The sequence below is a fragment of the Streptococcus sp. SG1 genome (assembly GCF_030439935.1).
GTDB lineage: Bacteria > Bacillota > Bacilli > Lactobacillales > Streptococcaceae > Streptococcus > Streptococcus gordonii.
In genome coordinates, this window is the sequence record NZ_JAQFJC010000009.1 from 101,276 (window position 1) to 113,655 (window position 12,380).

The window sequence follows — 12,380 nt, forward strand, 5'->3', positions numbered from 1 at the left end:
TGTTGTAAGGATTCTGCAGGAGGCGTGTACTTATGGTATACTAGGAAGAGAATATTGCTTATTAAGGAGAAAAAAATGGTTTTACCAAATTTTAAAGAAAACTTAGAAAAATACGCTAAATTATTGGTGGCTAATGGTATCAATGTGCAGCCGGGTCATACGGTGGCGCTCAATATTGATGTGGAGCAACGTGAATTGGCCCACTTGATTGTCAAGGAGGCCTATGCTCTGGGTGCTCACGAGGTCATCGTCCAGTGGGCGGATGATTTGAGTACGCGGGAGAAATTCCTCCATGCGCCGATGGACCGCTTGGACAACATCCCTGACTATAAGGTGGCTGAGATGAACTATCTTCTAGAAAAGAAAGCCAGTCGTTTGGGTGTCCGTTCATCTGACCCAGGGGCTTTGAATGGTGTGGATGCTGAGAAATTATCAGCTTCTGCTAAGGCTTTGGGATTAGCTATGAAGCCGATGCGAATCGCAACCCAATCCAATAAAGTCAGCTGGACAGTTGCAGCAGCAGCTGGTACTGAGTGGGCTAAGAAGGTCTTTCCAAATGCAGCTAGCGATGAGGAAGCAGTAGATCTTCTCTGGGATCAGATTTTCAAAACCTGCCGGGTCTATGAAGATGATCCAGTTGCAGCTTGGAAAGCTCATGAAGAAAAACTCAGCTCAAAAGCGAAGATTCTAAATGAAGAGCAATTTTCTGCTCTCCACTACACAGCGCCGGGAACAGACCTGACATTAGGATTGCCCAAGAACCACCACTGGGAGTCGGCTGGCAGTCTTAATGCCCAAGGTGAGTATTTCATTGCTAACATGCCAACAGAAGAGGTCTTTACAGCACCGGACTTCCGCCGGGCAGAAGGTTATGTGACCAGCACCAAACCTCTTAGCTACAATGGTAATATCATCGAGGGCATCAAGGTGACCTTCAAGGATGGCCAGATTGTAGATATTACGGCTGAAAAGGGTGATCAGGTTATGAAGGATCTTGTCTTTGAAAATGCGGGTGCGCGTGCTTTAGGTGAATGTGCCTTGGTACCAGATCCAAGTCCGATTTCTCAGTCAGGTATTACTTTCTTCAATACCCTCTTTGATGAAAATGCATCTAACCACTTGGCTATTGGTGCAGCTTATGCGACTAGTGTAGTGGGCGGAGAGAATTTCTCCGAAGAAGAGTTGGAGGTGGCAGGTCTCAACCGCTCGGATGTCCATGTGGACTTTATGATTGGCTCTAATCAGATGGATATTGATGGTATCCGCGAAGACGGCAGCCGTGTAGCAATCTTTAGAAATGGAGACTGGGCAATTTAAGATGACAGGACTAATTTTTGTATTGATTTTCACTTTGCCAGCTTGTTTACTGACGACAGCTGTGGCAGTCATATTGACGCCGTTTGAAAAGCTCAAACAATGGAAATTAAAATTGTTGGTCAGCTTAATCGGTGCCCTGCTTGGCTTGGTTGTCTTTTTCCCTATCTTTAAAATTTTTGCTTCCTTTGTTGGTTCAGTGATTTCCTTGGCCATCCTTTGGTTGGTTCAACGATTTAAAAAGGAGGGTTAAGTCATGCTTGGAAGTATGTTAGTTGGCTTTATCATTGGTCTGATAGCTGCCGCAATTACCAATAGAGGCGAGCGGATGGGATGCATCGGCAAGATGATACTAGGCTTGCTTGGAGCCTGGATAGGCCAAAGTCTTTTCGGGACCTGGGGTCCTCTTCTCCATGACACAGCTGTAGTACCCTCTATCTTAGGTGCAGTGATTTTATTAGCAATTTTTTGGAGTCGAGACAGTTAAACTTTAATTCAAAAATCCCTTGAAATTATTTCAAGGGATTTTTTGGTAGTTATGAAATATAGTGGATTACTTTACAAGATCCGTAACAATGCTCCAAAAGAAGCAGAGAAAAATTGGGAATAAAAAATTTTTACGGTCATCTTTTAGAAAAAAATTAATAAAGAAAATTTAAAAATTTGAATCCTAGAATAGGAAAAAGTATTCTAAATGTCCTTTTTAGGGAATTAACCTCTTAAATAAGTGTTTTTCTCTTAGTTTCCTTTAATAATCTATAGAAAGTATAGAGATAGATGAAGCCGGAAATGCCGGCTACTATTGATAATAGGAAATATCTCCAGTTAGTAGAGATATTTGTTAACTGTGGTAAAGATATGAGGAAGAAGCATAGAGATGAGTTGAGTAATCGAGCTTTATCTGAGTTGATGTTAAGATGCGCGAGAAGTTTGTTTAGTGCTGGAAGACACAGAAGAATTAGAATTAAATATTTTTTAGATGGTTCACCAGAAAGAAAGAGAACTACCACAAAAATACTTAAAGTAATGTGGGAAATAATCAAGGTCACTAGTGATTTCATAAGGTACACCTCTCAATCATCATCTTGTTCATTTTTTGCTTTTCGAATCCGCATATAAATAACAATTTGTACAATTATTCCAAATAACACGGAAGCAAAAAGAGTAGAGCATATGTGTTTTATATTAAAAAGATTTTGAGAATAGTTTCTTGCATCTCCCATTAGGATACTGAGAAATGGGAGACTAAAAAACATAATTATTCCATAAACTATACCTGCTTTAAGACCAGAGAGTGGTAAACGTTTGCTTTCTTTCTGTTCCAAAATTTCTGGGTCTATGGCTGTAATACCTGATTTTTTTGACTGGTAACTAACATATATACTAATGATGATAGAAAACAGAAATATTAAGATGGGATATCCAAGTGCAATAATTTCTGGGTAACGTTTAGCTAGAAATAGTGGGATTATATTTGCAAAAACCATCATGTAAAAGAGGACTATAAAAACCTGATTACCAATACGGTCGGCTTCACGTTTTTTATGCTCGTCTAGAGGGCCAGAAATCCCAAATGTACGCTTGATGAGTTTTTCAGTGAAAGTTTCTTTTTTCATATTTGTTTTCCTTTTTTAAAAGTCATCCTCCCAGAAAAGACTGTTGAGGTCAGTATGGAGGCTTCGAGCAAGATTTAGACAAAGTTCTAATGTTGGATTGTACTTATTGTTCTCAATCATATTAATTGTTTGTCTCGAGACGCCAATATATTTGGCGAGATCAAGTTGGGAAATTCCCAGTTTTTTTCGAAACTTTTGGACACGGTTCATGATTACTCCTTTCTTAAATTATGTCGTATATACTTGACTATATAATATTCTTTTTTTAAAGTGATGTCAACTATTTTTGACACTATTTTAATATTTTTGACAAAATAACTATAAGTGAAAAATTCTCAACAATGATTATTGGTAATACTGAACGGATTAACCCAGTAAAAAATTCTGAAACGTTAAAAGGAATTATAGAAAATAAATTATTCCTTTTTTTGACTTATACGATCCTTTAAAATAGGATATAGTTTGAAGAATTAATCGAATAAAAAAGTATGAAGTAGAATTTGATGAAAAATTCGGTCGAATAGGCAATTCTCTTTCATAAATTTGTCTTACCCAAAAATAAAACGTCTATTCATTCAGTCCCCGATATTGCAAGTGTCAATAAAGCATTGAGTATTTTCTTAAATGAGTTGGGCATTTATTTAAATATCACGACAAAAGAAGCACATCACACCTATGGGAGTTATCTCTGACACAAAGGATTTGACCTTGGAGTTATGCAAAAATTTTAGGGCAGAGCGATATTTCAATGTTAGTAGGAGTGTATAGACACACTTTAGAAGAGAAAATTTTTGAAGAATTTAATCAAATCAAAGGTGTTTGGAAAGATTGCTCATGAAAAATGTGGAGCAAATAATCTTGAGACAAGCAAAAAAGCCTTGATTTACAAGGCTTCTTTCTATATTCCTATGCATCCTGCATGCATTTGTAAGAAATCTTCATATTGAAACTAATTAAAAATATTGAGATATAAGTGATTTTCAGAAAATACTTTGAGCGATTTAAAATTGGGCAAGTAGTAACTGTTTAAAATTATGAATCATTAACTAAAAAAGTTTCCAACTATACAAAATTGGAAACTTTTTTATTACTTTTAATGACTAATTGTCTTGCGATAAAAATTCTGAGATCAAAACTTCTTGACTAATCGATTCAGATAAAGCTTGTTTAAAGGCTAATTTTCCTAATGAATAGGATTTGTGGTCTATCGTTGGGAGTTTCAACAGTTGCCCAACTAACAAATTTTCTTGCCCAATAATATAGGGATATTTTTTCTTACTTTCTTCATATCCTTTTAAGATCCCTGCAGCAACTTCATCACTTGTAGCTAATACACCATCTATATGAGCATCTTTTACCAATTGATGAGATATATGTAGGCCATCATTAAAATCGTGGATATTTCCAAATACCATATATGGAGTCGATTGTTGACCATAAACATCGTGATAAGCTAATAATGCGGACTGATAAGTAGCAGATGATTCATTATCTCTTGAAAATAACAAAACTAAGTGCTGCAAGCCTCGTGCTTTCATAGCAGAAAAAGCATCCACAAATGAAGAATAGCGGTCGAGGTAAGCAGAGGATAGGAGCTGATATCCCTGCAATTTTTCACAAACCACTATGCGTCCGTATTTTGCATATGTTTCAATAATCTCAAGACTAATGGCTCTTGAGGTGAAGATTAAAGCGGCAATAGCTTCCATTTTAAGTTGCTTCAGGTAGGACAGTTCTAATTCTTGGTTGTAATCTGAAGGCATCATAACAAGTTGATAGTCGCTAGCTTTAGCAGCATCTAGGAGACCATTTATTAAGTGTGTAAAATAAGGGTGGCGCGTGTGTGGAATGACGACACCTATTTTTTGTGTTTTGCCTCGACTGAGATCTCGCGCTAGTTGGTTTGGCATATAATCCAATTCAGCGATAAGATCCATTACTTTTTTCCGTGTCTCATCAGAAACATATGGATGGTGATTGATCACACGGGAAACCGTTGATTTAGCAACGCCAGCCTTTTTAGCTATATCACTAATACTTGTCATTGTTGGGCTCCTACTTTAAAAATTGATGAATCCCATATCCTACGCCATCTTCATCATTAGACTTCGTTATTTTATAAGCTATCGCTTTGATGTCATCAAAGGCATTATCCATCACAATAGGGTAACCTACCATTTCAAGCATAGGCAAATCATTATGTCCGTCACCAAATGCAGCTGTTTCTTCTTTAGCCAACTGCTCTTTTCGAAGGATGTGTGCGATTCCTTTAGATTTTTTGGCTAAGAGATGTGTAATTTCAAGATAGGCCTTACCTGAACGTTGAATAGTGATTTGTGGTAAGTATAAACTTTGAAGATATTTTTCCAATTCTCGCATTGTTGCTTCATCGAAAGTAATCATCATGATTTTAAAAGTATTTCCTTGACCTTCTAAAAACTGATCTTCATTATCAATAAATGTTGGTGTTTGACGGGTTAAACTTTGTTCGTATTGGATTCCTTCATCTATTTTATCACAATACCAGTTGTTCAGGTCGTAATAAGATAAGCTGACTTGAGGAAAGTGTTGACGTATCCCTTTCAGCAGTTGTTTTACTGTCTTATTTTTAATGGTTTGTACATGAATGGGTAGAACTTGATTATTAGCGCCTATTGTATAAATTAATCCTCCGTTAAAAGCGACCTGGCCCCCTTTTAATTGAAGGGCATCTGTGGCCTCCTTCATTTCCATTGGTGCTCTAGCAGATACTAAAGTTATAGGAATCCCTGCTTCACGTATCAAGGTCGCATTACTGTCACTGACCTGTCCTTCGCTATTTAATAGTGTTCCATCCATATCACAAAAAATACGTTTGATTGTCATAAAATTTACCTCTTTTACTTTTGAAATCAGTATAAACCATGGAACGCGTTCCATGTCAAGCGTAAATTTTAAAAAAATTTTTGAGAAAATAAATCCTATATGACGAATCTGATCTTTATATCAAGGTTTACAATTTTGTTACTGAGTAAAATAGGAATTTTCTCAATTCTACGGGTATTTATGTTGCTTGCAAAAGGAATTGATATCTGAACGGTTGCTTATATAATGGGGCATAAAAATAAAAAACGAGCAATTGAAACGTATGCTCATCTTTTGAAAGAGAAGGAAAAGAACATCAGATACTACAAAACCTTTTAAATGAGTATCCGTTAGTAGAACTAAAGTAGAGAAGACACAAAAAAGCCTTGAAAATCAAGGCTTTTTCTTCTATATTTCTATGCCCCCTACATGGATTTGTAAGAACTTTTCATATTGAAAATAAATAAAAATGTTGAAATATAGCTGATTTTAGAGAAATACTTTTAGGTGTTTTCAATGTCAGGATTTAAAAATGGGGCAAAAGTGGGGCAAAAATAACGAATGACTCACATTTGATGATTTTAGATAAAAGTATGGGGGAGTAAGTGAACAGAAGAGTTGCTTACTCCTTTTTAAAATTTATATATGCTTTTTGTTTTACAAAAAAATAGAGTAATTATGATTTGGTTATTTTTTAGTATTAGAATTGATTACATAAGAAACGGAGGAACATTATATGGAAATTATGCTTGAAACAAGAAATTTAACAAAGAAAATCAAAAAACAAATGGTACTTGAAAATATATCAATTAAAGTAGAGAAAGGAAAGATATATGGACTATTAGGACCGAATGGTGCTGGGAAATCAACGCTATTAAAAGTAATTACTAAAGTTATGAATTGTACATCAGGGGATATTTTTTTTGAAGGAAAAAGCATGTGTACACAAGATTTAAAAAAAGTTGGAGCTATCATAGAGCATCCTGCCATCTATCCAAATTTAACAGCATACGAAAACTTAGAAGTTTTAACAGTATTATTAAATATTGATAAAAGAAGAATTGATTATGTGTTAAAAACAGTTGGGTTAGAAGACACAAATAAAAAATTGGTAAGAAATTTTTCATTGGGGATGAAACAAAGACTTGGAATTGCAATGACACTAATAAATAATCCAGAATTATTGATACTTGATGAACCAACTAATGGACTAGATCCTTTGGGAATTCAAGAGTTAAGAGAATTGATAAAAGAGTTTTCTAAAAAAGGGATTACAGTCATTATTTCAAGTCATATTCTGAGTGAGATTCAACAGATAGCAGATAAGATAGGGATTATTAATAATGGGCATCTCATTTATGAAGCTAATAATTCTGATGAGATGGATTTGGAAAAATTGTTTTTAGAAATGATAAAAAAGGATGTGAAAAATAATGATTAGTTATATTAAAACAGAGTTAATGAAAGAAAAAAGATCTGCTAACTTAAAGTTAGGAATTATTGTGCCTATAATTTTTGTTTTATTTAATATAGCTATGATTAGTTTGATGGGGGAAAGTCCAGAAGGAAAAAGTTACATATTGGCAACTTCTTTTAATTGGTATCCACTTTTAATTCTCCCAATAGTTTTGAGCTTACTAGTTGTGAATATAAATGTTAAAGAAAAGAGCGAGCATATTGTTTTACAAAAAAGCAAAAATCTAAGTTTTACAAAAATAGAATTGGCAAAAAATATTATTATTGTAGCTGAATTATTTATTATTCTACTAATATCAACAATATTAATATTTACTGTTGCGACATTTTTTCTAGGTGAAAAAATATCGCTAAGTCAATTAATTATAGCTACTATTTGTCTTTTTATTGGAAGTTTACCGATCGTTGCTTTATCTTTTTTGATATATGGACTTACAAAAAAGAAAGCTGTTCTTATATTGTTGAATTTTGTGTTGACATTCCCATCGGCTGTGATTGCAGTAACAAAAAATTGGATTTTATTTCCATGGTCATATAACTTGCGAATGCTTAGTCCAGTTGTTGGAGTACATCCAAATGGGACTTTTCTTGAGACTGGCTCTAAACTAATGAATATGGATGCAACATACTTAGGATTGCTTTTAAGTATTGCGGTCTATGTAGTCGTATTAACATTAAGTCTTTTAATTAACAACAAAAGGAGTAAATGAAGTGCATAATATGATATCGTCATACTGGCTTAGAAGTAGAAGGACACCAGTAAGACTAATGACTTTTTTATGCCCAATCCTATTTTCTTTGATTTATGGTATTTATTCGATGAATTCAAAAGGATTAATAGGGAAAGAAATGGGAGTGTTCTTTTGCGCATATATAATTTTAGCAAATTTTTCAATGTGTTTTTATATACCAATGATATATGAGGTTGATAAGGTAGCTGGGAATTTTGCAAATGATTTAAGGACTGGGATTAGTAGGAAAAAAATATTCTTTTCTAAATCTATTTATATCTCTATATTACTATTTATAATTGAATTTATATCTATCTTGGTAATGATATTAGTCGGGTTTGGAAAAGTTGAGTTTAATTATATAAGTACAGTTTTATGCTTTTTGATTGGTACAATTATGCTGATGCCAATGATTCCTGTTTATCAATTTTTAAGTTTGAAATTAGGTTTTTCTGGCAGTATACTAATCGGAATTTTTTTAACATTATCAGGTATTTTGTTAGGTACCACAGAATTAGGCAGTAATATTTGGTATTTATTACCTTTTGTTTGGCCTATAAAACTTATTTTTGCTTATACAAGTCATGAAGTTACAAGTCATGATATTTTGATGTTTTTAGCATTATCAGTAATCATTACTGTATTGTTTATAGGCGTATTTAATATTTGGTATAATAGATGGGATGGTATTAATAAAATGGAGGAGTAGAATGAACTTATTAATCATAGATGATGATAAAGATCTATTACGACTTTTAGAGTTGACTTTTAAAAAAGAATATAATGTTGACCTTTGTGATTCAGCTGAAAAAATTGTTCCTGAACAGCTGGTTAAATATAATTTGATTATTCTTGATGTCATGATGGATAAAATGGATGGATTTGAGTTTTTATCACGATATAGAGAATTGATAGATGCACCGATTATCTTGTTGACGGCTAAAAGTTTTGAAAAGGACAAGATAGAGGGATTTGCCTTAGGTGCAGATGATTATGTTACAAAGCCATTTTCTGTATCTGAAATAAGGGCGAGGGTTGCAGCACATATTAGAAGAGAAAATAGAGATAAGCACAGTAGAATAATTGATTATCCAATTTCTTGTGACTTATTGTCTAAAAAAATATATTTCAAGGAAGATGAAATTACTCTTACCAAAAGTGAATATAAAATATGCGAATTACTTTTAAAAAATAGAAACCAGGTTTTTACTAAAGAAAAGATTTATACAACAATTTATGGATATGATGCTGAAGGTGATAGTTCAACTTCTATTACAGAAAGAATAAAAAAAATAAGAGAAAAATTTGCTGGATTTCATATAGATCCAGTTAAAACTATTTGGGGAGTAGGTTATCAATGGGAACTAAAAAAAGTTTAACCTATTTAATTAGTAAATTTGCAATTTTAGAATTGTTTTTTGTACTATTTATGAGTTTATTTTCCTATATGCCTCTAAACATCTTAATTAACACTGGGGTAGTATATCCTGCAAATTATGCTGAAAGGCATTCTGATACAGTAAAATATGAGTTTCAAAAAGAGAATTGGGAAATTGATAAAATACCATTTTTTTATGAATATCAATTAAGAGATAATGGAGAAATTATAGAAAATACGATTGATGAACGCTATAATCAAAAAATAAGTGAGGCATTGCAAAAAGGAAAATCTTCAAAGGAACACATAATAGGTTCAGATGTATTTAAGGCTTTTAAAAATGGTAATAAAGATTTGATCATAAAATATAAAATTAGTGCTATACCTACCAATCCAAATGTATACAAAATAATTGGAAATTTTGAATTGGTGTATTTTACAAGCATGTTTTGTCTATGGCTAATTGGGTTTATTTATTTAATAAGTAATTTGACAAGGAAATTAAGGAGTGAAATTAGAAAGATATCCAAGGCTAATGAAAATATTGAAAAATTACAATTAGAATTTGAAAGAGAGTATTCTGATTATACAGAAATTTCAGGAGTGTTAGATTCTATAGATAGTATGGCAAGGAGCTTAAAGGCATCATTAGAAAAACAATGGAATATGCAGATGACACAAAAAGAAATGATTCAATCGATTACTCATGATGTGAGGACTCCGATTACTCTAATTAAGGGGAATATAGAATTATTAAAAGAAGATCAAGAAAATGTTCTTGAAAGAGCAGAAGATGCTTTAAATGGTGTGGAGAGATTGGAATCTTTTTTAAAAAAACTAAATGAATTTTCTGATTTGATGGAAGCTCCAAAGGAAGTTGTATCAAAAGAAGTTTTAGACGATTGGATAAAAATTGTGACTAGTATTTGTAAACTTAAGGGTTTTAGCTTGTCAATTCTTTCGTCTGATGAAAGTAACATTAAATTAGATAAAAATTCAATTGCTATTGCGATACAAAATTTAGTAAATAATGCAATTGAGAACTCTTCAGTGGGTTCTACGATATTTATCGGTTTTTATGATGATATAGATGATTATACTATTGTGGTCAGGGATCAAGGTGATGGATTTAATAATGATATTCTTTATGATCTAAGAGAAAAATATGTATCAACGAAAATGTATGATAATAATATACATGGATTAGGGCTTTCAATTGTTATGAAAATACTTGAAAATAACAAGGGACAATTGTTACTAAATAATTATGATGATCAAGGTAATGGTGCTGAAGTTAAAATGGTATTTAAAAAGTAAGCATATTTTAAAAAATTAATAAATCTGGTTATCAAGGGGATAAATTTTCGTTTCTGAGATAGTTCCTAATTCTGAAAGTGATGAATTAAATCAACTATCTTTAGTGTCTTTTATAGATCGTATTGAGATTGGAGAGGATAATTCAATTAATTTTGTCTTCAACAATATTGAAACAGTGAACCTGCTTCAAGTAACTGGAAGAACTGAAGAATAAGATTATACAATAGAAAAGCGAGCCTAAAACTCGCTTTTTTTATTTAATCTAATAGGTCCTTATTTTCAATTAAGAGTTCTAGTGGGGATTTATCTCTTGCTACAATAAAACCGGGTTCATATTGGGTATGAAATGTTCTTTTCTGAGAAGTTGGATCAATATACAATTCATCTCCATCTTCTGTGTATAGTTGGTTGCCTCTTGTTAGGTAAAGTAAATCCTCTAAGTACTGTCCATCAGTTTGTAGAAAATGTTCGATGTATTTGACAGCCTTTAAGATTTCACTTACTTTATCAGAGTATTCATTAGATTCAAGAACACTCTTTTCTAACTCAATCTCTTTACTAGTTCCAAATAGTTGGGTTGGAGTTGCATTAAAATATTCTGCTATCTTATCTAAATTTGCAAAGGTAGGATAGCTTTTTTGTTTTTCATAATCAGAGATGGACTGTTTACCGATTCCTAAATCTTCCGCAAGTTGAGTTTGACTTACTCCTTTTTCTATGCGTAGTCGTGCCAAATTGGGTCCAAAATTTTGAATAATAAAGGTCATGATAAACTCCTATGTTGTATTTTAAACTTATTCTATCATCTATAAACTTACAAATCAAGTTTTTAGTTGACTATTTAAAATATTTTTTATAAAATATATTTATAACTTATAAATAAGTTATAAACGATACAAAGTAGCTCGTAAGTTTAGGAACAGTGAGTGAGGAGGAAGTTGAGGACGAGACTATGACTTATGACTATTCGAAGCCTTGGTGCTAGAAATTGTGTGGACAAGGTCAAGGGACGAGCCTGACGGGAAGTCAGGCGAAGTCCTGCAGACTGGCGTCCAGACAATTTCTAGCCAAGCAAAAGCTGGCTATTCTAACAGCCAGCAAAAAGGTACACTTAGGGCAACGCCCAAAGAACGACGGAACGAGCAAACGTTGATTTGACGGTGTTTCTGAGACCTAAAAAATCTAAAAGAAGGGGGGACAATTTTGTTGGTTTCTATACAAGATTTAAGAAACATTCAAGAACGATGTGATGTAGGAGAATTAGTACAGCGGTTAGATGTCAGTATTGATAGATTAACGGTTATCTGGGATACAGACACTGGTTCCCTAAGACGAATTTTCAAAAATCTGAAACAGGCAATAAGTACAAGAGTTGATTCATTTGAACTATATGATAATGTACGAGATGATGTCTTTACTTTAGCTAAAAATTTTAATGAGTATGATTCGATCAATATTATATTTTTCCAATTATCCACTTATGGAGGTGAACAATTGATTCGAATTGATTTCAATCCTAATATTTTAAAAGAATTTGACGGAATGAAAGTATGGAGACAATTAATGTACTTTGCTAAATTGAATTCATTGACGGTACGTTTGTCTCGTTTTGATTTGGCATTTGACATTTTCAACAGGCCTGAAATCGTTAATTTGCAACATATTAAAGGTGGTGTTACCCATAAGGTCTTCTATGGTCGAGGG

14 protein-coding genes and 2 pseudogenes are annotated in these 12,380 nt (G+C 33.1%); 11 read left to right on the forward strand and 5 right to left on the reverse strand.

Annotated elements, in window-relative coordinates; translation table 11 throughout:
- Window positions 1-75 precede the first annotated feature (75 nt).
- Genes PCY06_RS08775 through PCY06_RS08785 form a run of 3 tightly spaced genes read left to right on the forward strand, consistent with a single transcriptional unit; the run spans window position 76 to window position 1,801 of the window.
- Window positions 76-1,317, forward strand: a complete 1,242-nt coding sequence (locus tag PCY06_RS08775) for an aminopeptidase (RefSeq protein ID WP_082307361.1) — start codon at window positions 76-78, stop codon at window positions 1,315-1,317.
- A 1-nt stretch (window position 1,318) separates the two neighbouring features.
- Window positions 1,319-1,567, forward strand: a complete 249-nt coding sequence (locus PCY06_RS08780; protein ID WP_225791209.1) for a hypothetical protein — start codon at window positions 1,319-1,321, stop codon at window positions 1,565-1,567.
- A gap of 3 nt (window positions 1,568-1,570) precedes the next feature.
- Window positions 1,571-1,801: a GlsB/YeaQ/YmgE family stress response membrane protein gene (locus PCY06_RS08785; RefSeq protein ID WP_045504405.1), complete on the forward strand. Its 231-nt coding sequence runs from the start codon at window positions 1,571-1,573 to the stop codon at window positions 1,799-1,801.
- Window positions 1,802-2,387: 586 nt separating this feature from the next.
- On the opposite strand, the gene PCY06_RS08790 is transcribed toward PCY06_RS08785, so the two are convergent.
- Both PCY06_RS08790 and PCY06_RS08795 read right to left on the reverse strand, forming a co-directional pair.
- Window positions 2,388-2,930 carry a DUF3278 domain-containing protein gene (locus PCY06_RS08790; protein WP_061594125.1) on the reverse strand — a complete coding sequence of 181 codons (543 nt, stop codon included), beginning with the start codon at window positions 2,928-2,930 and terminating at the stop codon, window positions 2,388-2,390.
- A 15-nt stretch (window positions 2,931-2,945) separates the two neighbouring features.
- On the reverse strand, window positions 2,946-3,140 hold the full coding sequence (locus tag PCY06_RS08795; RefSeq protein ID WP_061594126.1) for a helix-turn-helix transcriptional regulator: 195 nt from the start codon (window positions 3,138-3,140) through the stop codon (window positions 2,946-2,948).
- 359 nt (window positions 3,141-3,499) lie between these two features.
- On the opposite strand from PCY06_RS08795, the pseudogene PCY06_RS08800 reads away from it, so the two are divergent.
- Window positions 3,500-3,768: pseudogene (locus PCY06_RS08800) on the forward strand (site-specific integrase); the annotation flags it as partial.
- A gap of 262 nt (window positions 3,769-4,030) precedes the next feature.
- Here the strand turns inward: PCY06_RS08800 and PCY06_RS08805 are convergent.
- The gene (locus tag PCY06_RS08805) at window positions 4,031-4,975 is read right to left on the reverse strand and encodes a LacI family DNA-binding transcriptional regulator (protein ID WP_082307364.1); all 945 of its coding nucleotides are present in this window, start codon (window positions 4,973-4,975) and stop codon (window positions 4,031-4,033) included.
- Between the two features lie 10 nt (window positions 4,976-4,985).
- Window positions 4,986-5,795: a Cof-type HAD-IIB family hydrolase gene (locus PCY06_RS08810; RefSeq protein WP_082307365.1), complete on the reverse strand. Its 810-nt coding sequence runs from the start codon at window positions 5,793-5,795 to the stop codon at window positions 4,986-4,988.
- 715 nt (window positions 5,796-6,510) lie between these two features.
- Here PCY06_RS08810 and PCY06_RS08815 point away from each other — a divergent pair.
- The 5 genes from PCY06_RS08815 (at window position 6,511) to PCY06_RS08835 (ending at window position 10,676) form a co-directional block, all read left to right on the forward strand.
- Window positions 6,511-7,215, forward strand: coding sequence for a lantibiotic protection ABC transporter ATP-binding subunit (locus PCY06_RS08815; RefSeq protein WP_031576228.1), 705 nt, complete (start codon window positions 6,511-6,513; stop codon window positions 7,213-7,215).
- Window positions 7,208-7,960 carry an ABC transporter permease gene (locus PCY06_RS08820; protein ID WP_031576229.1) on the forward strand — a complete coding sequence of 251 codons (753 nt, stop codon included), beginning with the start codon at window positions 7,208-7,210 and terminating at the stop codon, window positions 7,958-7,960. Before PCY06_RS08815 ends, PCY06_RS08820 begins: the two co-directional genes overlap by 8 nt.
- Window positions 7,961-8,069: 109 nt before the next feature.
- The gene (locus PCY06_RS08825) at window positions 8,070-8,690 is read left to right on the forward strand and encodes a hypothetical protein (protein ID WP_254728112.1); all 621 of its coding nucleotides are present in this window, start codon (window positions 8,070-8,072) and stop codon (window positions 8,688-8,690) included.
- A 1-nt stretch (window position 8,691) separates the two neighbouring features.
- Window positions 8,692-9,360 carry a response regulator transcription factor gene (locus PCY06_RS08830; protein ID WP_031576232.1) on the forward strand — a complete coding sequence of 223 codons (669 nt, stop codon included), beginning with the start codon at window positions 8,692-8,694 and terminating at the stop codon, window positions 9,358-9,360.
- On the forward strand, window positions 9,339-10,676 hold the full coding sequence (locus tag PCY06_RS08835) for a HAMP domain-containing sensor histidine kinase (protein WP_125384897.1): 1,338 nt from the start codon (window positions 9,339-9,341) through the stop codon (window positions 10,674-10,676). The genes PCY06_RS08830 and PCY06_RS08835 overlap by 22 nt, the downstream gene beginning before the upstream one ends.
- A gap of 257 nt (window positions 10,677-10,933) precedes the next feature.
- Here the strand turns inward: PCY06_RS08835 and PCY06_RS08840 are convergent, their stop codons facing one another.
- Window positions 10,934-11,443 carry a helix-turn-helix domain-containing protein gene (locus PCY06_RS08840; protein ID WP_247941099.1) on the reverse strand — a complete coding sequence of 170 codons (510 nt, stop codon included), beginning with the start codon at window positions 11,441-11,443 and terminating at the stop codon, window positions 10,934-10,936.
- 208 nt (window positions 11,444-11,651) lie between these two features.
- Between PCY06_RS08840 and PCY06_RS08845 the strand changes: the two genes are divergently transcribed.
- Window positions 11,652-11,834 (forward strand): hypothetical protein, encoded by a 183-nt coding sequence (locus PCY06_RS08845; RefSeq protein ID WP_308697132.1) that lies wholly within the window; start codon window positions 11,652-11,654, stop codon window positions 11,832-11,834.
- A 45-nt stretch (window positions 11,835-11,879) separates the two neighbouring features.
- A pseudogene (locus PCY06_RS08850) lies at window positions 11,880-12,380 on the forward strand (replication initiation protein); the annotation flags it as partial.

Coding starts and splice junctions, on each gene's coding strand:
- PCY06_RS08775 (WP_082307361.1), top strand. CDS start 76: ATGGTTTTACCAAATTTTAAAGAAAACTTAGAAAAATACGCTAAATTA.
- PCY06_RS08780 (WP_225791209.1), top strand. CDS start 1,319: ATGACAGGACTAATTTTTGTATTGATTTTCACTTTGCCAGCTTGTTTA.
- PCY06_RS08785 (WP_045504405.1), top strand. CDS start 1,571: ATGCTTGGAAGTATGTTAGTTGGCTTTATCATTGGTCTGATAGCTGCC.
- PCY06_RS08790 (WP_061594125.1), bottom strand. CDS start 2,930: ATGAAAAAAGAAACTTTCACTGAAAAACTCATCAAGCGTACATTTGGG.
- PCY06_RS08795 (WP_061594126.1), bottom strand. CDS start 3,140: ATGAACCGTGTCCAAAAGTTTCGAAAAAAACTGGGAATTTCCCAACTT.
- PCY06_RS08805 (WP_082307364.1), bottom strand. CDS start 4,975: ATGACAAGTATTAGTGATATAGCTAAAAAGGCTGGCGTTGCTAAATCA.
- PCY06_RS08810 (WP_082307365.1), bottom strand. CDS start 5,795: ATGACAATCAAACGTATTTTTTGTGATATGGATGGAACACTATTAAAT.
- PCY06_RS08815 (WP_031576228.1), top strand. CDS start 6,511: ATGGAAATTATGCTTGAAACAAGAAATTTAACAAAGAAAATCAAAAAA.
- PCY06_RS08820 (WP_031576229.1), top strand. CDS start 7,208: ATGATTAGTTATATTAAAACAGAGTTAATGAAAGAAAAAAGATCTGCT.
- PCY06_RS08825 (WP_254728112.1), top strand. CDS start 8,070: ATGAATTCAAAAGGATTAATAGGGAAAGAAATGGGAGTGTTCTTTTGC.
- PCY06_RS08830 (WP_031576232.1), top strand. CDS start 8,692: ATGAACTTATTAATCATAGATGATGATAAAGATCTATTACGACTTTTA.
- PCY06_RS08835 (WP_125384897.1), top strand. CDS start 9,339: ATGGGAACTAAAAAAAGTTTAACCTATTTAATTAGTAAATTTGCAATT.
- PCY06_RS08840 (WP_247941099.1), bottom strand. CDS start 11,443: ATGACCTTTATTATTCAAAATTTTGGACCCAATTTGGCACGACTACGC.